17 protein-coding genes are annotated in these 19,591 nt (G+C 66.5%); 13 read left to right on the forward strand and 4 right to left on the reverse strand.

Annotation, left to right across the window (positions count from 1 at the left end; translation table 11 throughout):
• Window positions 1-55: 55 nt before the first annotated feature.
• The 7 genes from ACZ5V4_RS05050 to ACZ5V4_RS05080 all read left to right on the forward strand — a co-directional run bounded on the left by ACZ5V4_RS05050 (window position 56) and on the right by ACZ5V4_RS05080 (window position 5,968).
• A complete protein-coding gene (locus ACZ5V4_RS05050; protein WP_464317081.1) occupies window positions 56-1,093 on the forward strand; it encodes an ABC transporter permease subunit in 1,038 nt (345 codons plus the stop codon).
• Window position 1,094: 1 nt separating this feature from the next.
• Window positions 1,095-1,859 (forward strand): amino acid ABC transporter ATP-binding protein, encoded by a 765-nt coding sequence (locus ACZ5V4_RS05055; protein ID WP_464317082.1) that lies wholly within the window; start codon window positions 1,095-1,097, stop codon window positions 1,857-1,859.
• Between the two features lie 40 nt (window positions 1,860-1,899).
• Complete coding sequence (gene buk, locus ACZ5V4_RS05060; RefSeq protein ID WP_464317083.1) at window positions 1,900-2,991, forward strand: butyrate kinase; 1,092 nt, start codon at window positions 1,900-1,902, stop codon at window positions 2,989-2,991.
• A gap of 113 nt (window positions 2,992-3,104) precedes the next feature.
• Window positions 3,105-3,479 (forward strand): DUF3192 domain-containing protein, encoded by a 375-nt coding sequence (locus ACZ5V4_RS05065; RefSeq protein WP_464317084.1) that lies wholly within the window; start codon window positions 3,105-3,107, stop codon window positions 3,477-3,479.
• 101 nt (window positions 3,480-3,580) lie between these two features.
• The gene (locus ACZ5V4_RS05070) at window positions 3,581-4,846 is read left to right on the forward strand and encodes a hypothetical protein (protein ID WP_464317085.1); all 1,266 of its coding nucleotides are present in this window, start codon (window positions 3,581-3,583) and stop codon (window positions 4,844-4,846) included.
• A gap of 151 nt (window positions 4,847-4,997) precedes the next feature.
• Window positions 4,998-5,381: a helix-turn-helix domain-containing protein gene (locus ACZ5V4_RS05075; RefSeq protein ID WP_464317086.1), complete on the forward strand. Its 384-nt coding sequence runs from the start codon at window positions 4,998-5,000 to the stop codon at window positions 5,379-5,381.
• Entirely contained in the window at window positions 5,378-5,968 is a 591-nt protein-coding gene (locus ACZ5V4_RS05080; protein ID WP_464317087.1) for an ImmA/IrrE family metallo-endopeptidase, read from the forward strand. The genes ACZ5V4_RS05075 and ACZ5V4_RS05080 overlap by 4 nt, the downstream gene beginning before the upstream one ends.
• A 505-nt stretch (window positions 5,969-6,473) precedes the next feature.
• Here ACZ5V4_RS05080 and ACZ5V4_RS05085 read toward each other — a convergent pair.
• Window positions 6,474-7,967: a DEAD/DEAH box helicase gene (locus ACZ5V4_RS05085; RefSeq protein ID WP_464317088.1), complete on the reverse strand. Its 1,494-nt coding sequence runs from the start codon at window positions 7,965-7,967 to the stop codon at window positions 6,474-6,476.
• Between the two features lie 368 nt (window positions 7,968-8,335).
• On the opposite strand from ACZ5V4_RS05085, the gene ACZ5V4_RS05090 reads away from it, so the two are divergent.
• From ACZ5V4_RS05090 to ACZ5V4_RS05100, 3 genes are all read left to right on the forward strand, one after another.
• On the forward strand, window positions 8,336-9,022 hold the full coding sequence (locus ACZ5V4_RS05090; RefSeq protein ID WP_464317089.1) for an MgtC/SapB family protein: 687 nt from the start codon (window positions 8,336-8,338) through the stop codon (window positions 9,020-9,022).
• Window positions 9,023-9,286: 264 nt separating this feature from the next.
• A complete protein-coding gene (gene upp, locus ACZ5V4_RS05095) occupies window positions 9,287-9,913 on the forward strand; it encodes a uracil phosphoribosyltransferase (protein WP_464317090.1) in 627 nt (208 codons plus the stop codon).
• Window positions 9,914-9,925: 12 nt separating this feature from the next.
• Window positions 9,926-11,173, forward strand: coding sequence for a uracil-xanthine permease family protein (locus ACZ5V4_RS05100; protein WP_464317091.1), 1,248 nt, complete (start codon window positions 9,926-9,928; stop codon window positions 11,171-11,173).
• Between the two features lie 269 nt (window positions 11,174-11,442).
• Here the strand turns inward: ACZ5V4_RS05100 and gpt are convergent, their stop codons facing one another.
• Window positions 11,443-11,931, reverse strand: a complete 489-nt coding sequence (gene gpt / locus ACZ5V4_RS05105; RefSeq protein ID WP_464317092.1) for a xanthine phosphoribosyltransferase — start codon at window positions 11,929-11,931, stop codon at window positions 11,443-11,445.
• Window positions 11,932-12,160: 229 nt separating this feature from the next.
• Between gpt and ACZ5V4_RS05110 the strand changes: the two genes are divergently transcribed.
• Entirely contained in the window at window positions 12,161-13,429 is a 1,269-nt protein-coding gene (locus tag ACZ5V4_RS05110) for an EAL and HDOD domain-containing protein (protein ID WP_464317093.1), read from the forward strand.
• 215 nt (window positions 13,430-13,644) lie between these two features.
• Here the strand turns inward: ACZ5V4_RS05110 and ACZ5V4_RS05115 are convergent, their stop codons facing one another.
• Both ACZ5V4_RS05115 and ACZ5V4_RS05120 read right to left on the reverse strand, forming a co-directional pair.
• A complete protein-coding gene (locus ACZ5V4_RS05115) occupies window positions 13,645-15,030 on the reverse strand; it encodes a PLP-dependent cysteine synthase family protein (RefSeq protein ID WP_464317094.1) in 1,386 nt (461 codons plus the stop codon).
• 20 nt (window positions 15,031-15,050) lie between these two features.
• Window positions 15,051-16,475, reverse strand: coding sequence for a pyridoxal-phosphate dependent enzyme (locus ACZ5V4_RS05120; RefSeq protein WP_464317095.1), 1,425 nt, complete (start codon window positions 16,473-16,475; stop codon window positions 15,051-15,053).
• 245 nt (window positions 16,476-16,720) lie between these two features.
• Here ACZ5V4_RS05120 and ACZ5V4_RS05125 point away from each other — a divergent pair, with 245 nt between their 5' ends.
• A complete protein-coding gene (locus ACZ5V4_RS05125; RefSeq protein WP_464317096.1) occupies window positions 16,721-18,481 on the forward strand; it encodes a sigma 54-interacting transcriptional regulator in 1,761 nt (586 codons plus the stop codon).
• Window position 18,482: 1 nt separating this feature from the next.
• Window positions 18,483-19,571 carry a DUF362 domain-containing protein gene (locus ACZ5V4_RS05130; RefSeq protein ID WP_464317097.1) on the forward strand — a complete coding sequence of 363 codons (1,089 nt, stop codon included), beginning with the start codon at window positions 18,483-18,485 and terminating at the stop codon, window positions 19,569-19,571.
• Window positions 19,572-19,591: the final 20 nt, after the last annotated feature.

The following is a 19,591-nucleotide window of genomic DNA, read 5'->3' on the forward strand; positions in this document are numbered from 1 at the left end:
CCTCCCGCTTTTCGCGCCAAAACCTTTCACCAGGCTTCACGTCGTGACCCTCACAATGCCCCAACGATCCTCACGCGGCCCGCGCGCGCGTTTCGCGCCAGCCGCCCTGTTCTGCGCGCTCCTGGCCCTGTTGCTGGCGGCCTCCGCCTGCCTGGCCCAGGACGCCGAAACGCTCATGCGCCAGGGCCGCGACGCCATGGCCGAGGGCCGCCTCGCCGACGCCGAAACGGCCTTCCGCAAGGTGCCCGCCCCGTCGGCGGGCCAGGACGAAGGCCTCTACGCCAACGCGCGCATGCAGGTCGCCAGGCTGCGCATCGCGGCCAAGGACTACGACGGGGCCGTCCAGGCCGCCAAGGACGTGCTGGCCCACTACAGCGAGCACGCCGAGGCCAAGAACCTCATCGTCTCCATCGAGCGCGAGCGCATGCCCGCCTGGGAGCGCTTCCTCAAGGACTGCTGGCGCTTCTTGCCCTCGCTGCTCACCGGCGCCGGCATGACGCTTCTCCTGGTGTTCTGCACCATCATCGTCTCGCCCCTGGGCGGGCTGCTCATCGCGCTGGGGCGCATAAGCTCGTTCCGGATGCTGAGCACCCCGTGCTGGTTCGTGATCTGGCTCTTCCGGGGCACGCCGCTTCTTCTCCAGCTCTTCTTCATCTACTACGGCCTGCCCTCGCTGGGGATAACGCTGAAACCCCTCACGGCCGCGCTCATCGGCCTCGGGGTCAACTACTCGGCGTATCTGGCGGAGATCATCCGCGCGGGCATCGAGTCCATCCCGCGCGGGCAGATGGAGGCGGCCAAGGCCCTGGGCATGACCTACGCCCAGGCCATGCGCCGCGTCATCGTGCCCCAGACCTACAAACGCCTCATCCCGCCCATCGCCAACGAATTCATCGCCCTGATCAAGGACACGGCCCTGGTTTCCACCATCGCCATGGTGGAGCTCATGCGCGCGGCGGACCAGATGTTCAACACCTACTTCAACGTCACGGCCATCATCCTGGCGGGCATGATCTACCTCTTCTTCACCACCGTGTTCACCTTCGTCTTCGAGCGCATCGAGGCCAGGGTGGGCATCTACGAGCAACGCTGACATGGATTCCCTCATCGAGTGCCTGAACCTGCGCAAGCGCTTCGGGGAGCACGACGCCCTGGACGACGTGAGCATCGAGATCAAGCGCGGCGACAAGGTGGTCATCGTCGGCCCTTCGGGCTCCGGCAAGTCCACCCTGCTGCGCGCCATGAATTTCCTGGAAACCATCGACTCGGGCGAGATCCGCTTCGAGGGCAAGAGCGCGGGCTACCGCCACGCGGGCGGCAAGCTCGTGCTGGACACCCAGAAGAACCTCTGCGCCCTGCGCACCCAGATCGGCATGGTCTTCCAGCAGTTCAACCTCTTCCCGCACATGACCACACTGGGCAACGTGATGGAAGGCCCCGTGACCGTGCTCGGGACCCCGCGCGACGAAGCCCGCGGCCTGGCCATGGAGATGCTTGGCAAGGTGGGCATGGCCGACAAGGCCGACCGCTTCCCGGCCACGCTCTCGGGCGGGCAGAAGCAGCGCGTGGCCATCGCCCGCGCCCTGGCCATGCGCCCGAAGCTCATGCTCTTCGACGAGCCCACGTCGGCGCTGGACCCCGAACTGGTGGGCGAGGTCTTCGAGGCCATCAAGAACCTGGCCCGGGAAGGCATGACCATGGTCATCGTCACGCACAACATGGGCTTCGCCCGCGAGGTGGCCGACACCGTGGCCTTCATGGAGTCCGGGCGCATCCTCCTGGCCGACCCCCCGGCCAAGTTCTTCGGCGACGACTGCGAGCTGCCGCGCATCAAGGCCTTCCTGGACAAGATCATGTAGGCCGCCCCCGCCGCCCGGCGTTGACCGCGCGGCGTCCGGCATGCATACCCTCTGCCCAATGAAGACCCGCATCCTGGCCATCAACCCGGGCTCCACGTCCACCAAGGCCGCCCTGTTCGAGGACGGCTCCTGCGCGCGCACCGTGGAGATAAGCCACCCCCCGGCCGAGATCGCGGCCTGCCCCACGGTCATGGACCAGCTTAAGCCCCGGCTGCGCGCCCTGCGCGCCGAGCTGGGCCGCATGGGCAGGCTCTCGGCCGTGGTCGGGCGCGGCGGATTCCTCGCGCCCGTGCCCGGCGGGGCCTACGAGGCCGGGCCGGAGATGCTCGCCCAGCTCAGCGTCGCCGCCCACGGCGAGCACGCCAGCAACCTGGGAGCGTTCATGGCCGTGGAGTTCGCCCGCGAGCACGCCTGCCCCGCCCTGGTGGTGGACCCGGTGGCCACGGACGAGCTCATGGACGTGGCCCGTCTCACCGGCCTGCCGGAAATCCCCCGCCGCAGCATCTTCCACGCCCTGGGCCAGCGCGGGGCCGCGCGCGAGGCCGCCCGCCGCCTGGGCATGGACTACTCCCGGGGGCGCTTCATCGTGGCCCAGCTCGGCGGGGGCGCCTCCGTGGGCGCCCACCTCAAGGGCCGGGTGGTGGACGTGACCAACGCCCTGGACGGCGAAGGCCCCTTCACGCCCGAACGCTCAGGAACGCTGCCCCTGCTGCCCGTGCTTGAGCTCATCGAGCGAGGCCTCTACACCCCGGCCCAGCTGCGCGGCCTGCTCACCGGAAAGGCCGGGCTCCTCGCGCACCTGGGCACCTCGGACCTGCGCGAGGTCGAGACGCGCATGGAGGCCGGGGACGAGCGCGCCGCCCTGGTGTTCTCGGCCATGGCCTACAACATCGCCAAGGCCGTGGCCTCCATGGCCCCGGCCCTGGAGGGCCGCGCACACGCGGTGGTGATCACCGGGGGCATGGCCCGCAGCACGCGCCTGGTGCACGAGATCACCCGCCTGGTGGCCTACCTCGGCCCCGTGGTGGCGGTCACGGGCCTGGAGGAGATGCAGGCCATGGCCGACGGCGCGGCTCTCGCGCTCTCCGGTGAAATCCCCATCCGGAGCTATCCGCCCTCCCCGGGCGCCTGAACCCCCTCCCGCATTTTCCCTCCCTCCCGCTTGTTCCCGGCACCGTTCTCGTGTAACCCTTCACGATATCGTCGTATTTCCGCGTCGTCACACGCAACGGAAGGGAGGTCCCGATGAAGAGAATCGTGCTGGCCCTGCTGGCCCTGTGCCTGGTGATGCCCGCGTGCGGCCCGTCCGTGAGCCAGAAGGTGCGCATCGACAACAAGGAGCGCCTGACCAGGCTCAAACTGAACATGAAGAAGGACGAGGTGCTCATCGTCATGGGCACGGGCACGGCCTATTCCGAGTTCTCCGAGCCCATCCCCAACCCCTTCAGGACCGAGGCCCTGCGCACCCGCAAGGGCACTTATGAAATCCTCTACTACTACACCGAGTACCGCAAGGCGGGCACGCCCATCGCCGACGAGCACCTGACCCCCCTGGTCATCCGCAACGACCGCCTGGTGGGCTGGGGCTGGAACGCGCTGGAGGAAGTGCGCAACGAATGACCCGGCGCAGCCCCCGGCAATCACTCGGCGAGCCCGGCAAGCGTTGACTGCGCCCGCCGGGCTCGCTTACCGTGCGTGAGCCCAAGCGAAACGGGAGACGCATGACCACAGGGCCTTTCGCCGCCTTCATCCTCGCCGCCTTCATGGCGCTGGCCTCCGCCGCCCTGGCGGAAGAGCCGCGTGCTCCGTCCTTCGAGACGCCCTTCAACCTCCAGGCCTCGCGCATCCTTCCCCCGAAGCTCCTCTCCGGGCCGCACCACCGCGTGGCGGAGACCGTGGCCAACGACGGCTTGATGAACACCTATACCGTGCGCTCCCGCTATGGCACGTACCGCGTGGTCTCCACCGCGCTCCTGGCCGCGCGCGTGGACGAGTTCAAGGCCATGGCCGCCATGGACGAATCCGGCGGGGCCAAGGAGTACGGCAAGGGCCTTGTCGAGGGCGGGGAGAATTTCGTGCTGGGCGTGAAGAACCTGGTCACGGACCCGGTGAACACCTTCCAGAACGCGGCCTCGGGCGTGGGCAAGCTCTTCACCCGCGCCGAGGAAGGCATGACGGGCTCCAGCGCCAGCCGCTACGAGGACTCCGCCGGGGCCAAGCTGGTGGGCTTCGCCTCCACCCGGCGAGAGCAGGCCGTGGCCTACGGCGTGGACCCCTACTCCACCAACGAGCAGCTGCGCGAGAAGCTCAAGACCGTCGCCGCGCCCTCCTACGCCGGGGGCGTGACCACGGCCGGGCTGAAGCTGCTCATCCCTGGCGGGGTGGGCATCGCCGTGTCCTCGGTGAGCGGCGTGAACTGGCTGGGCCAGGTGGACATGGCCCAGCCGCCCGCCGACATCCGCATCCACAACCGCCAGGCGCTCCTGGACCTCGGCGCGGGCGAGGCCTCGGTGTGGAGCTTCATGGACAACGCCGAGTACACGCCCACGCAGCAGTCGCTCATCGTCAAGGCCCTCACCGGCATGGGCCGCGTGGGAGCCGTCACCACCTTCCTCACCGTGGCAGCCAGGATCGAGAACCAGGACCAGGCCCTCTTCACCCAGCGCCAGGCGCTGATGTACCGGGGCTACCACAAACGCCAGGACATGGTGCGCGGGTTCGTGCGCCTGGGGGCCATGGCCGGGGCGCTGACCTACCGGGGCAGGCTCGTGCTCTGCCTGCCGCTGGACCACTTGTGCTGGACCGAGCGCGTGGCCGAAGTGGCCGCCGCCGTGGACTTGGCCGGGCAAAAGCACCGCCCCTCGGCCGTGGAGCTCTGGGTCGCCGGGACCGTAAGCCCAACTGCGCGCAAGGCCCTGGAGGCCAAGGGCTGGACCGTGCGCGAGAAGGCGGGGAAGGAACTTCTGGGCGAGAGCTTGTACTTGTAGAGAAGAGGCGGGGCGCTGCCCCGTGCCCCTGCAACAGCCATACACATGCCACTTGTGGCAGGAAGTGGAAAATAATCCTTACTATTAGTATGTTATGATTATTTTGCTCGTTGTCGTTGACAAATTTAGCTAACGAGCTTACTAGCTAAACATGGTACACATCATCAAACCGGAGGACGCTATGGAACGCTTTGGGGAGCGATTGCGCCTTCTGAGAGAAAAGGCGGGCAAAACCATGAAGGATGTGGCAACAGCTCTTGGTTGTTCCGTCGTGTATATCTCAGATGTCGAGCGGGGACGTCGTAACCCACCCTCTCCTGATAAGATTGAGATAATCGCCAAGGTGATTTCGACCTCGGCGTCCGATCTACTTGATTTAGCTATGAAAGAAAAAGGACACGTTGAACTTGACCTACAAGGGGCAAGTCCTTGTTTAGAGGAGGCCGGCCTAGTGTTAGCCCGTTCTTGGAAGGATCTTTCGGAAGAACAAGCAGAGAAAATTCTTGAAATACTCAAAAAGCGAGGTTCCCATTGAGCAATTCGGCAAATGGAAGAGTTGTAGCCGTTCCGGGCTTAAGCTGGTTCAAAGTGGAGCATTATGCCCGCATTCTGCTTGCAACTGTTTGTCCTGAGAGGTTGAGCATACCCGGCCCGACCCCTGTGGCTTCTTTGTTCGAGGGCGGACTGCGCGAGAAACTTGGCGTAGAATACAGAGTTGACGACCTATTTGATGGCGAAGCAGAGTATGATCCGAAAAAAAGAGAGCTAACACTTGACGAGAATGTTTATCTTGGCCTTCTCGATGAGAACGGGCGAGATAGATTCACAGTCGCTCATGAGATAGGTCATGCTCACTTGCATGGTCCATATTACCGGGGCATCATGCGAGGGAATCGCCAAGCGATCTTATTGCAGCGCTCACAAGTTCCAGCCTACCAAAACCCAGAAAAACAGGCGGATGTATATGCATCAGAATTTCTAATGCCTTCCCCTTTAGTAGCCCAATTGATTCGCCAAGGGGTATCGGCGAATGAGATTAGCAGCATTTTCAAGGTTTCGAACGATGCTGCGAGAGTAAAGTATGACCGAGTTACGCGGTCAATGACAGCAGAGAAGTTATGAAACAACCACGATCGGAACGGCATCAAGCCGTAAAAATGGGCAAAGGCCGCTACCCCCCGAAATTCGACGAGCGCGGCCCTTGGCGCATGCTGTGCAAACATGCAGACGTTGTGGTAAACGAAAGCATAATGCACATCATCGACGGCGTCAAGTCTGCTCGTCACTCTAGGAGGTCCTATGGACAACCTCGTTTGGCACAATGGACGCCTTTACCGCGCAGTGGCGAGCTTTTACCACTGGCGTGCTAAAAAAGTCCTCTACGCAGCCGACTACGGGAAGAAGTGCTTCTTAATCCCCGTGTTCTAGCGTAAGTTGGCTAAATCGGGGCCACTTCGTCGAGTGGCCCTATTCGTTTACGCCCCTTTGAACATCTCAAATTCAAATAGGCCCCTTCAAGAAGTGCACTTCTTGAAGGGGCCTATTTCCACAGATGTCTGCGAAGCAACGGAAAGTCCAGGGAGAAGCCTGGAGAGGGCGGCGCCCTCTCCAGTTCATGTCTTCCGGGCTAGGCGGCCTGTCCGCCGTCGCGGCGGGGGCGTCCGGAGCGCTCGCGGCGCTGGGGCTCGGCGCGGTTGCCGTCCACATCCGGCTTGCGGGAGTAGCGCGGCTGGGCGTCGCGGGCTTCGGCCACGCGGCCGTAGAAGCCGCCGGCCGGGGCGCTGTCCTGGTCGCGCGAGGGGTTGCGGCGGCCCTGGGGACGCTGTCCGGCGCTACGGGAGCGCTCCTGCGCGGGCTGGGCGGGCTGAGCGGCGCGGCTGCCCTGGTCGAAGACGCGGGAGCCTGAGCGGCCCTGGGGCGCGCCCCTGTCCTGGCGGCCCCTGGTTTCCAGGGGCGGACGGCTGAACTCGGTGTCGCGCTCGGGCATGGGGCAGGCGTAGTCGAATCCGTCCATCCTGCGGCGCTCGATGGGCTTGCCCAGCAGGCGCTCGATGGCCTTGACCATGGAGACGTCCTCGCTGGTCACCAGCGAGCAGGCGCGGCCTTCGCGCTCGGCGCGGCCGGTGCGGCCCACGCGGTGCGTGTAGGTCTCGGGGGTGTCGGGCAGGTCGTAGTTGACCACGTGGCCCACGCGGGAGACGTCGATGCCCCGGGCCGCGATGTCGGTGGCCACGAGCACGCTGAAGCGCCCGGTGCGGAAGCCTTCCATGGCCTTCTGGCGCTGGGCCTGGGAGAGGTTGCCCTGGAGGCAGGCCGAGGCGTGGCCCACGCGGCAGAGTTGCTCGGCCAGGCGCTTGGCGCGGTGCTTGGTGCGGGTGAAGATGAGCGTGGAGCCTTCCTCGGCCTCGCCAAGGAGCGCCAGCAGGAGCTTGGTCTTCAGGTGCTGGGGCACCGGGTAGAGGCACTGCTCCACGGTCTGGGCCGGGGCCACGCGGCCCACGCGCACCACGGCCGGGTCCTTCAGGGTCTCGTGGGCCAGGCCGCGGATGGACTCGGGCATGGTGGCCGAGAAGAGCAGCGTCTGGCGCTCGGCGGGCAGCTGGGCCAGGATGCGTTTGATGTCGGGCAGAAAGCCCATGTCGAACATGTGGTCGGCCTCGTCGAGAACCAGCACTTCGACGCCGGAGAGGTTGGCGTTGCCCTGGTTCACGTGGTCCAGCAGGCGGCCCGGGCAGGCGACCACGAGGTCGGCGCCGCGGCGCAGGTTGGAGGCCTGGGGGCCCATGCCCACGCCGCCGTACACGGTGACGGAGCGGAAGCGCAGGCCGCGCGCGTAGTCGCGGGCGCTCTCGTGGATCTGCTCGGCCAGCTCGCGCGTGGGAGCGATCACCAGGGCGCGGGCGGAGCCGCGCAGGGGCTTGGGGTTCTTCAGGAACCTGTCGATGATGGGCAGCAGGAAAGCGGCGGTCTTGCCGGTTCCGGTCTGGGCCAGGCCCATGACGTCGAGGCCTTGGGCCACATGCGGGATGGCCTGGGCCTGGATGGGAGTGGGGGTTTCGTAACCCAGACGTTCGACATTGGCGTTGATGGAGGCGTGAAAGTCAAAAGAAGAAAATTGCAAGAAATATCCTTGGGTTCGTGTTGCAAATGCGACGAGCAGGCGTGACGCGCTTTTGCTGCAAACACGGTCAGGAAGGCTCTATCGGGGAAACGGTCGGTGCGGCGGGGCGTTCTGTTCGGGACGGGCGGGGCTTGCAGCTGGCCCACGCCACTCAGGCGGCGTGCCGAAGTGGGATGAATAACCCTTTTTGGGGGCATGTCAACCACGAAAGCGCATGGGTGCGGTTTCATGGCCGCCGGAAGCCTGAGGCGCACCCTCGGGCCCAAAACGTGCTGGCGTTTGCCGGAATATGACAATATGTTTCCAGGCAAGGAGGGGGGTGGACCGGTGGGCCGCCCGGCAGGGCGTTCGCCGGACGGAGGATGCTTATGGACGGCTATCTCCATGAACTGCACCTGCTGCTGCGCCTGGTGCTGGCCCTTCTCTGCGGCGCGGTCCTCGGGTACGAGCGGGAGCGCCACGGGATCAGCGCGGGGCTCAGGACCAACATGCTGGTCTGCCTCGGGTCCGCCCTGATCATGGTCATATCGAAATACTTCTCCTACAAGGCCGGGGAGGACATGGGCAACATCGCCCTGGGCCTCGACCCCTCGCGCATCGCCGCCCAGATCGTCACGGGGATCGGCTTCCTGGGCGCGGGCGTGATCATCAAGGAGCGCGGGGCGATCCGGGGCCTGACCACGGCCGCCATGCTCTGGTTCAACGCCGGGGTGGGCATGGCGCTCGGCGCGGGCATGGTCGTCATCCCGCTTTTCTGCACGGCCCTGGGACTGACCGCCCTGACCGTCGTCCGCCTCGGCCAGAAGCGCATCCGCCGCGAAGCCTACCGGATAGTCTCCGTCACCTGCCAGGAGGCGGACCGCCCCCTGGACAAGCTGATCGCCTTCTTCAACGACCGCAAGTTCACCATCGAGAACCTGAGCCTTTCCAAGATGAAGGAGGGGCTCTCCACCTACGTTTTCACCCTGCGGTGCGACCGGACGAGCGTGGACGCCGGGGTCTGCCTGCGCGAACTGGCCGACCTGGCGAGCGTGCGCAAGGTCAAGGTCTGCTGACCGGCGCCCCTTTCCGCGCGGGCCTTCCTGCACCGGCCCGCAACAGCGGGTGGATTCCCGCGCGGGTTTCCGGGCCCCGGGCGCGCCAACACGAAGTCCTGGCTTCGACGTCGGCGCGCCCGGGCCTCGTTCCCAGTCTCTTTCGGCCCCTCCTCCAATCCCGCAATCCCGTCCGGCGCGGTCGTTCTTCTTGACCTGCGCCAGGACTTCGAGCAAACTTCTAAAGTTTTGCGCAATTGACAAATCACAAGCAAGGAGGGGGGCATGCCGGTAACCGTGGTCGATCATCCGCTGGTAAGGCACAAGCTGGGCATTCTGCGTGAAGACGGCGTCAGCACCAACGTATTCCGCGACCTGGCCAACGAAGTGGCCAGGCTTCTCACATACGAGGCCACCAAGGACCTGAAGACAGAGAAGAAGACCATCAAGGGCTGGGCCGGCGAGGTCGAGGTCGAGCAGATCAAGGGCAAGAAGATCACCGTGGTGCCCATCCTGCGCGCCGGTCTCGGCATGATGGACGGCGTGCTGGACATGGTGCCCGGGGCCAAGGTCAGCGTGGTGGGCATGTACCGCAACGAAGAGACCCTGGAGCCCGTGCGCTACTACGTGAAGCTGGCCAAGGAGATCCACAAGCGCACCGCGCTCATCCTGGACCCCATGCTGGCCACGGGCGGCACGCTCATCGCCACCATCGACCTGCTCAAGGAGGCGGGCTGCAAGAAGATCAAGGGGCTCTTCCTGGTGGCCGCCCCCGAGGGCCTGGCCAGGCTCGAGGCCGCGCACCCGGACGTGCACGTCTACGTGGCGGCCATCGACGAGAGGCTCAACGACGTCGGCTACATCCTTCCCGGGCTGGGCGACGCGGGCGACAAAATCTTCGGCACCAAATAAGGAGCGCACCAGATGTCCACCCCCCTGCCCACCGACTACAATCTGCGCGTGCGCGACTTCCCCGTGGGCGCGCAGATGCTCTTCGTGGCCTTCGGCGCGCTCGTGCTGGTGCCGCTGCTCACCGGCCTCGACCCCAACGTGGCGCTGTTCACGGCGGGCATCGGCACGCTCATCTACCAGGTGCTGACCAAGTTCCAGATCCCCATCTTCCTGGGGTCCTCGTTCTCGTTCATCGCGCCGATCATGCTCTCCATGCAGCGCCACGGCATGGCCGCCACCCTGGGCGGCCTGGCCTCGGTGGGGCTCATGTACGTGCTGTTCGCCTTCATCATCAAGGCCAAGGGCACCGCGTTCCTGCTGCGCTACCTGCCGCACATCGTCACCGGCCCGGTGATCATGGTCATCGGCCTGATCCTGGCCCCGGTGGGCGTGTACATGGCCATGGGCAAGACCGGGGACGGGGCCAAGGTGCTCTACCCCGAGAACCAGGCCATGATCATCTCCATGATCTCGCTGGCGGTCACGGTGATCGTGGCCATCAAGGGCAAGGGGCTTCTGAAGCTCATTCCCATCATCTGCGGCATCGCGGCGGGCTACGCCACCAGCCTCTTCATGGGCATCGTGGACTTCACCCCGGTGGCCAAGGCCCCCTGGTTCAAGCTGCCCGACTTCGTGGCCCCCACCTTCAGCATGGACGCCATCCTGATCATCATGCCCGTGGCCATCGCGCCGATCATCGAGCACATCGGCTCCATCCTGGCCGTGGGTTCGGTGACGGGCAAGAATTACATCGACAAGCCGGGCGTGCACCGCTCGCTCATGGGCGACGGCGTGGCCACCACCATGGCGGGCTTCCTGGGCGGGCCTCCGCTGACCACCTACGCGGAGGTCACGGGCGCGGTGTCGCTCATCAAGATCTACAACCCCGCGCTCATGACCTGGGCGGCCATCACCGCCGTGGGCCTGGCCTTCATCGGCAAGCTGGGCGCGCTCCTGGGCACCATCCCCACGCCGGTCATGGGCGGCATCATGCTCCTGCTGTTCGGCGCGATCATGGTGGTGGGGCTCAACTCCCTGGTGCAGGACGGCCAGGACCTGATGAAGCCGCGCAACATGGTCATCGTGGCGCTCATCGTGGTGCTGGGCATGGGCAAGATGAGCTTCTCCTTCGGCGGCGTGCACCTGGAGGGCATCGGCCTGGCCGGCGTTGCCGGAGTGCTCCTGAACGCGCTTCTCCCGCGCGAGCGCGAAAGCGCCTGATCCCGCGCGGAAAATCCCGGAAAGTGGGGCTCCCGCCCCACGCCCCGGCAGGGCTCTGCCCTGCACCCGCCAGGGTGAGTGCCTCACCCTGGGCCCGGCGATAGCTTCGCGTCGATCACCGGATGCCTATAACGAGCCGCCCTCCCGGCTGGAAGCGCTTCCAGCCGGGAGGGCGGCCATATTTCAAGGTAATGGTGAATCCCGCGAAGCCCAAAGCCGGGGTCCTGGGGGAGGCTTCTCCCCCCGGCCGCCGGAGGCTCTTCTTTTGCTTATTTCTCTTTCGCGGCCTTGGAGATCGGCTGGATGAACTGGGGCTCGGAGTCCCAGGGGAAGAGTATCCAGGTGTCCTGGCTGACCTCGGTGATGTAGGTGTCCACCAGGGGGCGTCCTTCGGGCTTGGCGTAGACGGTGGCGAAGTGGGCCTTGGGCACCATCTCGCGCACGGCCTTGGCGGTCTTGCCGGTGTCCACAAGGTCGTCGATCAAAAGCCAGCCTTCTCCGTCGCCGGTGACTCCCTTGAGCACGTCCACCTTGTCGCCCTGGCTCTGCCAGTCGTAGCTGGTGACGCAGATGGTGTCGATCAGGCGCACGTCAAGCTCGCGGGCGATGATGGCCGCCGGGATCAGCCCGCCCTTGGTGATGGCGTAGATGCCCTTGAGCGGGCCAAGCGCCATGAGCCGCCAGGACAGGGCCTTGCAGTCGCGGTGGAGCTGGTCCCAACTGACGGGGTACATGCGGTGGTATTTTTCGGCGCTCATGGTGCACTCCTCTGTGGTGGGAAAGTGGGGGCTCAGTAGGGCATTTCGGGCCGGTGGTAAAGGGCCGCCTGGAGGGCTTGCGCGAAGACCTGTTTTCGGGTGCCAGATACTGGCGCACCCGCTTGAACTTGCTTCTTGGGATAAAACAGATTATAGACGATATTCTTTGTTTTTTCGCACAATTAGAAATACACAGCACTCTCAACGGATTAGGGGAAAGGCCGTAACGATGAACCTCGAAACGGACAACGAAGCAGCTACCTGTTTCCTTTCCAGGCACCCGGTTTTCGACAAGAACAAGAAGGTCGTGGCCCACGACGTGGCCGCGCGCTCCTGCCTGGTCGCCCAGGACCCCGGCGGCGTGGACGTGGACGCCTTCTCCTGGATGGTCAGCGACGGCGCGGGCGAGCTGCAGGTGCTCCTGGAAGAATCCGAAAGGCTCATGGTTTCCGTGCCGGACGCCATGCTGGACGCACCGGAAGTGCATCTGCTGCCCATGGACTTCTGCCAGCTGGTGGTCGCCCCGGCCGCCTCGGCGCGCGACAACCTGGAGGAGATCCTCGCCTTCTTCAAGGACTACGGCTACAGCCTGGCCCTGCACTTCGACGTTCCCTGCGAGCCCTTCACCCCCCTGCTGCAGTACGCGGACACGGTCATCCTGGACCTGGCGCGCCTGAAGCCCATCGAACTGGCCAAGGAACGCAAGTTCCTCAAGAGCTACAAGCTCAAGCTCATGGCCGACAACGTGGACACCTGGGAGGCCTTCGCGGGCAGCAAGGCCCTCGGGTTCGACTACTTCCAGGGCAGCTTCTTCGGCCGCCCGGAGATCGTCAAGGGCCGCAAGCTGGCCTCCAACGCGCTCACGCGCATGGAGCTCATGGGCAAGCTGGTGGACGAATCCTCCACCTACAAGGACATGGCGGCCATCATCGCCAAGGACCCCATGCTCAGCTACCGGCTGCTCAAGTACGTGAACTCGCCCGGCGTCGGGCTCGGGCGCACGGTGGACTCCATCGAGCACGCCGTGGCCATCCTTGGCGACACGGCCTTCAAGCACTGGGCCATGATGGCCCTGGTGGCCAGCCTGGACGCCAGCGCCAAGGGCGAGGAGCTCTCCTACCTGTCGCTGCAACGCGCGAGTTTTTTGGAGAAGCTGGCCTCGCGCGCCGCTTCCACGCCCTTGCCGCCGAAATCGATGTTCTTGCTGGGCCTTTTCTCGCTCCTGGACGCCATGCTCGGCCAGCCCATGATCGAGCTCCTGGAGAGCATGCCCATGGACAAGCGCATCAAGGCCGCGCTCAAGGGCGAGAAGAGCAGCCTGTCGCCCTGGCTCGAGCTGGTCAACTGCGTGGACCAGAACCGCTGGTGCGACGTGGGCGCGATCCTGGACAGCCAGAAGATCAACCATATCGCGGCCGCGCGGGACTACCTCTCGGCCTCCAAGTGGGCCAGGATCTGCTTCAAGGCCGGGCTCTCCGAGCAGGACAAGAAAGAGTAGCCGCGACCTGTGGGGCGCTGCCCACGCCCCTGCCGCGAACCTGGGGCCGCCCGCCTGCCTGGAAGCGCGCTTCCAGGCAGGCGGGCGGCTCGTCATTGGCATCCGCTGATCGAGGCGAAGCTATTGCCGGGTCCAGGGGCAGGCACTGCCCCTGGCGGGTACAGGGCGGAGCCCTGCCGGGGTGAGGGGCAGCGCCCCACGTCAGGGAGCGCGCCCTACCCCCTGCGGTACTCTTCGATGAGCCTGTCCGTCTCCTGCACGTACTCGCGCTGCATGGCCCAGAACTCCTGGGACTTGAGCGCCTCCAATTCCGCCACGGTTTTGCCCTGCTGCTCGACCCAGGTGAAGTACTTGAGGTTGTGCCAGCGCTGCCGGACCTCGCGCGTGCCCTCCTGGATCCAGTCGGACTTCTGACCGTGGAAGATGGCCTCCAGCCTGCGCGAGGCCTCCGGGGCGTCCATGGCCCCGCGCTCGGCGGTGAGCGCGCGCATCACCGAATGGTAGCGGGCGATGTTGTCCGTGCACACCGTGACCACCACGTCGTCACGGCCGAACCCGTAGTGGCGCGCTGCCTTGATGGCCCCCAGGATGTTGCACACCCCCGAGATGCCCGTGATGGAGGCGAGCTTCGAGGCGGCCTCGGCGGCCACGCCCGCCCTGGCCAGGGCCTCGCGCCCGGCGTCCTCCACCAGCAGTTGCAGGCCCAGTTTGCACTCCATGTCGTCAATGCAGATCATGGCGTCCATGTTCATCACGTTGTGGATCCAGGTGACGTGCTTGTCGCCGATGCCCTGGATGTCGTGGCCGCCGTACCCGTTCATGAAAAGCGTGGGGCACTGGATGGGCTCGAGGCCTACGATCTTGTGGTCGGGCCAGCGTTCCTTGAGGGCGTCGGCCGCGCCGATGGTCCCGGCGGAGCCCATGGCCGAGACGAAGGCCTGGGCCTTGCCCTTGCCCACGCCCTTGGCGGCCAGCTCCTCCATGAGCGCGATCACGGTGGGGCCGGTGACGCAGGCGTGGAAGCGGTAGTTGCCGAAGCGCTCGAACTGGTTCATCACCCGGACCTTGTCCGGGTCGGAGCCGGTGAGCTCGTGGCACTTGTCGTAGATCTCCTTGACGTTGGACTCGCAGCCGGGCGTGGCGATGACGCGCGCGCCGTAGGCGTTGATCATCTCGAAGCGCTCGGCGCTCATCTCCTCGGGCAGCACCACCACGGAGTCGAAGCCCATGCGCCCGCCCACCCAGGCCCCGCCGATGCCGTAGTTGCCCGTGGAGGGCCAGACGAGCGTGTGCCTGCCGGGCTCCACCGCGCCGCGCGCCAGCTGCTCGATGACCACGGAGTAGGTCGCGCCCACCTTGTGGCTGCCCGTGGGAAACTCCTTGCCGTAGATGACCACGATGTTGGCGTCCACGCCGGTGAGCTCCCGGGGCAGGACCATGTGCCTGACCCCTCCGGCCTCGTCGCGCCAGGTGATGTTGTAGAGGTTCACCGGATCCAGCGGGGCGGCTTCGCGCGCGGCCAGGGCCTTTTCGCGGATTTCCGGGTCGATCTTGGAGGGGTCGCGCATTTCCGCGAACGTGGGGCCTGAGATGCGGGGCATGTCGTTAAGTCCTTTTGTCGTTACCTGTTGATGCCGGTGAAGAAGAGCCCCACCGTGTCGGAGCCGTCCACGGCCCCGACGCGCTTGAGTTCCAGAAGCCCGGCCAGCCCGGCCGAGCCGGTGGCGGAGACGTCTATGTCCGTGAATTCGCGGGCCATGTCCAAGGCGCGCGCCACCTGGCGTTCGCCCGCCACAACGCAGCGCCCGCCGGTGCGCAGCATGGCGCGCGCGAGGAAGAACCAGTCGTAGGTTTCGTCGTCCAGGATTCCGTGGGCCAGGCTGTGCGGGGCCGGGCCGTCCCAGGGGCGCATGAACCGGTGCGGCTCGCGCGCGGCCAGGGCCAGGGCCTGGCGCACGGCCGGGGAGGAGAAGCGCTCCCGGCAGAACTCCACGGCGCGTTCGATTTCCTGGGAACGCCCGTCGAGGATTTCCCGAACCTGGGCAAGCGCGGCGGGCTCGGGCAGGGTGATCCCCCCCGGGCGCGCGGCCTCGGACAGAAGCGCCAGCCAGGCCCGCGCGAAGGGGAACGCCCCCTCGGTCTGCACGGCATGGATGCGCGGGGAACGCCCGGCGGCCCCGATATCCTCCAGGAACTCGAAGGCCCCGGCAACGCTCCTGGCCAGGGCGCCGCCCCCGATCTGGAGCACCAGGTGCCCGGGCAGCCCGCCGAGGGCCTCCCACTGGAGCGCGGCCTCGTAGCCCAGGCTCCTGCCGCCCTCGATGTTGGACCAGTTGTCGCGGCCCGAGCAGCAAAACGGCACGGCCCCGTCCTCCACGGCCTTGCGGAAGGCCCGGTAGCACGGGTCGCCCGCGCCCGTGGCCAGCCTGGGAGTGACCGAGACCGTAGCGCCGCGTTCGGCCAGCAGGGCCGCCACCCCGGGATGCACGTCCTCTGGCACGAAGGCCGTGAGTTCGTACCCCGAAGCCCGGGCCACGCAGGCCGCGGCCAGGGCGGCGTTGCCGCAGCTGGATATGGCCAGGGGCCTTCTGGGGCCGGAGCCGCGCAGGGCTTCAAGATAGAGCATGGTCCCGGCCAGATGGCGCACCTTGTGCGATCCGCCGGGCTGGCCGGTCTCGTCCTTCACGGCGATCTCGCCGCGATGCCCGAGCGCCCCGGCCAGGCGCGGCGCGCGCGTGAGCGGCGTCACGCGAAGCGCGCTCCCCTCGAAGCGCGAAAGCCCCTCCTGGAGCCTCGCGGCGAGCGCGGCGTAATGCCTGGGCCCGGCGAGCGACCCAATGACGCCGAGCCCGGCGAAAGCGGACAGGGGGTCGTCCGGGTGCGCGACGAAATCCGCCTCCACGCGCCGGGCCAGCTCGGGGGAAGCCTCCACGCGCGGATCGAGCACGTGCTCGCGTCCGCCGCCGGCCTCAGGACAGGCGAACAGACCGTCCGCCGGGTCATGGAAGCCGTCGCAGGCCGGACAATAAAGCAGAGGTCTTGTCATGCACCCAAGGCAGCAAGGGCCATGCCGCCGGGCCGGGCCGGGCCCGCCAGGGTTCACGCCTGGGTTCACGCCTGGGTTTTTCTCCACATAATCTTCGTCTTTCCAGTGTGTTAGAGTTAATCTCTCGTGGTTTGCATGCTGGAATGCGTGGACTTTCCTTGATTGATTTCTTATTTTGAGAACGACTGACCCTTTGAAATCATTTCAGCTTCTAATTCTGGGAAATATCTCATTTTGAGAAACAAATGCTCGACCAGATCAAGGACACCATAACCCGCTACGCCCAGGTCATCGCCACGGTCACGGGCATCGACGTGGAAGTGGTGGACGTGGGCTTCATCCGCATCGCCGGAACCGGCCACTACGCCGAGGGCGTGGGCAAGAGCATCCTGGACGAGGGCGAGGTCTACCGCCACGTGCTGCGCTCGCGCCAGACGCTTCTGCTCGAGAACCCGCGCGAGCACCCGTTGTGCCGCCGCTGCCGCAAGCGCGGTCAGTGTCGCGAGACGCTCTCGCTGTGCACGCCCATCGTGGACGGCGAGGACGTGGCCGGGGTCATCGGGCTGGTCTGCTTCACCCGGGCCGAGCGCGAGCGCGTGCTGGCCAACCGCGATACCTACGTGGACTTCGTGGCCCAGATGGCCGAGGCCATCGGCCGCAAGCTCTCGGACCACCGGCGCATGGTCAAGGCCTCGGAATTTTTGGACCTGATGCTCCAGATCGTGGACGCGGACAAGCGCGGCGTGATCGTCTTCGACGACCGGGGCGCGGTGAGCTACGTCAACCCCCTGGCCCGGCGCGAGCTCGGCGTGGAGCCGGGCACGCCCGGCGTGGAGGCCCGGCGCACCGGGGAGGGCCTCTCGGACCTGGACGCCTTCGAGGTCTCGGCCGGAGGCCGCAGGTTCTCGCTGGTGGGACACATGGCCAGGCTCGCCGGGCGCGACCCGCAGTTCGACAAGGTACTCGTGTTCGAGTCCCTGCCCAAGGTGGCCGGTCGCCTGGGCGATGTTGACGGCGGCGGCCCCGCGCCCGGGCTCGACTCCATCACCGGGCGCTCGGCCGCGGTCAGGCGGCTCAAGGAGCAGATCACCCAGGTGGCCCAGTCCAGCTCCACGGTGCTGGTCACGGGCGAATCGGGCACGGGCAAGGAGCTGGTGGCCAGGGCCATCCACCGCCTCTCCCCACGCCGGGACAAGCCCTTCATCGCCATCAACTGCGGGGCCATCCCGGATTCGCTCCTGGAGAGCGAGCTCTTCGGCTACACCAGCGGGGCCTTCACCGGGGCCAGCTCCAAGGGCCGCATGGGCAAGTTCGAGCTGGCCAACTCGGGCACGCTGTTCCTGGACGAGATCGGCGCGCTGCCGCTCTACCTCCAGGTGAAGCTCCTGCGCGTGCTCCAGGAGCGCACCTTCACGCGCCTCGGCTCCAACAGGCTCCTGGAATTGGACATCCGCGTGATCGCGGCCACCAACGAGGACCTCTCGGAGCTCATCGCGCAGGGCCGCTTCCGCGAGGACCTCTACTACCGCCTGAACGTGGTGCCGCTGGAGACCCCGCCCCTGCGCGACCGGCCCGAGGACGTGGAGGAGCTGGCCCGGCACTTCCTGGAGCGCTACGCCAGGCTCTTCGGCAAGGCCGTGCCCGCGCCGGACCAGCCCTTCCTCTCCGCGCTCAAGGCCTACCCCTGGCCGGGCAACGTGCGCGAGTTCGAGAACGCCATGGAATTTCTGGTGAACATGCTCCCCCCGGGAGGCGCGCCGCACGAGGGGCTGCTGCCCCCCAAGGTGCGCCAGGCCCTGGGCGCGGCCTCGCCCCAGGAGCCCTCGGGCGCGCCCGGGCAGGCCACGCCGCTGCTTACCCTCGAGGAACAGGAGCGCGCGGCCATCGCCTCCGGGCTCTCCCGGTTCGGTTCGGGACTCAAGGGAAAAAAAACGACTGCGGAGGCGCTTGGAATAAGCTTGGCCACGCTGTATCGAAAACTCAAGCAATACGGGCTGGAGAACTGAAATGCACACCGTGATGATCCACCCGGCGGACTACCAGGAATGCCAGGCCGCCGTGGACCGCGCCTTCGACCTCTTCCCCCAGCGCATCAAGGGCCGCAAGGTCTTCATCAAGCCCAACGTGCTGCGCCCGGCCCGGCCCGAGGAGGCCGTGACCACCCACCCCGCCGTGGTCGAGGCCATCGTGCGCCGCGTGGAGGCCGAAGGCGCGGCCTCCATCGTGGTCGGCGACAACCCCGGGCTCATGGGCTACGGGGCCAACGAGAAGAGCTTCGAGCGCTGCGGGCTCATGGCCGCCGCGCGCGGCCACTACCGCAACGTGGGCACGGACGCGGTGGAGGTGCCCTTCCGCGAGGACTACTGCTCCACGTTGAGCGTCTCGCGCGACATCATGGAAGCCGACGTGTTCATCTCCGCGCCCAAGTTCAAGACCCACGGCCTCACCTGCATCACCGGGGCCATCAAGAACAGCTACGGCATCCTGCCCGGGGCGCAGAAGGCCACCCTGCACAAGCTCTCGGGCTCGCAGGAACGCTTTCACGAGGTGGTGGTGGACGTGTTCAGGCTGCGCGCGCCGGACCTCGTGATCATGGACGCGGTGCTCGGCATGCAGGGCAACGGCCCGGCTTCGACCGAGCTGCGCTGGATCGGGCGCGTCCTGGCATCCGACAACGCCGTGGCCCTGGACGCGGTGGTGGCGCGCATGATGGGCCTCGACCCCGCGCGGCTGCGCTTCCTCGCCCGGGCGAAGGAACTGGGGCTCGGGGACCATGACGAGGCGGCCATCAGGCTGGAGGGGGAGCTTGCGCCCATACCCGGCTTCAAAACGCCTCCGCTGGACCGCGACATGGTTTCGGCCCAGGCCGCCATCCAGAGGCTCCTGGAGGAGCGCTCGCAAAGCCGCCCCAAGGCGGACCCGGCGCGCTGCACCGGCTGCGGCACCTGCGTGGACCAGTGCCCGGCCGGGGCCCTGACCCTCGAGGGCGGGCTCCCCGTGGTGGACGCCGCAGCCTGCATCGCCTGCTACTGCTGCCAGGAAATGTGCCCGGAAAAGGCCATAGAACTTGTCGCGCGGTCCTGCCCGCACTGCTAGCGCGGCGAGCGCGAAACGCG

It is taken from the genome of Fundidesulfovibrio sp. YSD1, assembly GCF_055397115.1.

Coding starts and splice junctions, on each gene's coding strand:
- ACZ5V4_RS05050 (WP_464317081.1), top strand. CDS start 56: ATGCCCCAACGATCCTCACGCGGCCCGCGCGCGCGTTTCGCGCCAGCC.
- ACZ5V4_RS05055 (WP_464317082.1), top strand. CDS start 1,095: ATGGATTCCCTCATCGAGTGCCTGAACCTGCGCAAGCGCTTCGGGGAG.
- buk (WP_464317083.1), top strand. CDS start 1,900: ATGCATACCCTCTGCCCAATGAAGACCCGCATCCTGGCCATCAACCCG.
- ACZ5V4_RS05065 (WP_464317084.1), top strand. CDS start 3,105: ATGAAGAGAATCGTGCTGGCCCTGCTGGCCCTGTGCCTGGTGATGCCC.
- ACZ5V4_RS05070 (WP_464317085.1), top strand. CDS start 3,581: ATGACCACAGGGCCTTTCGCCGCCTTCATCCTCGCCGCCTTCATGGCG.
- ACZ5V4_RS05075 (WP_464317086.1), top strand. CDS start 4,998: ATGGTACACATCATCAAACCGGAGGACGCTATGGAACGCTTTGGGGAG.
- ACZ5V4_RS05090 (WP_464317089.1), top strand. CDS start 8,336: ATGGACGGCTATCTCCATGAACTGCACCTGCTGCTGCGCCTGGTGCTG.
- upp (WP_464317090.1), top strand. CDS start 9,287: ATGCCGGTAACCGTGGTCGATCATCCGCTGGTAAGGCACAAGCTGGGC.
- ACZ5V4_RS05100 (WP_464317091.1), top strand. CDS start 9,926: ATGTCCACCCCCCTGCCCACCGACTACAATCTGCGCGTGCGCGACTTC.
- gpt (WP_464317092.1), bottom strand. CDS start 11,931: ATGAGCGCCGAAAAATACCACCGCATGTACCCCGTCAGTTGGGACCAG.
- ACZ5V4_RS05110 (WP_464317093.1), top strand. CDS start 12,161: ATGAACCTCGAAACGGACAACGAAGCAGCTACCTGTTTCCTTTCCAGG.
- ACZ5V4_RS05115 (WP_464317094.1), bottom strand. CDS start 15,030: ATGCCCCGCATCTCAGGCCCCACGTTCGCGGAAATGCGCGACCCCTCC.
- ACZ5V4_RS05120 (WP_464317095.1), bottom strand. CDS start 16,475: ATGACAAGACCTCTGCTTTATTGTCCGGCCTGCGACGGCTTCCATGAC.
- ACZ5V4_RS05125 (WP_464317096.1), top strand. CDS start 16,721: ATGCTCGACCAGATCAAGGACACCATAACCCGCTACGCCCAGGTCATC.
- ACZ5V4_RS05130 (WP_464317097.1), top strand. CDS start 18,483: ATGCACACCGTGATGATCCACCCGGCGGACTACCAGGAATGCCAGGCC.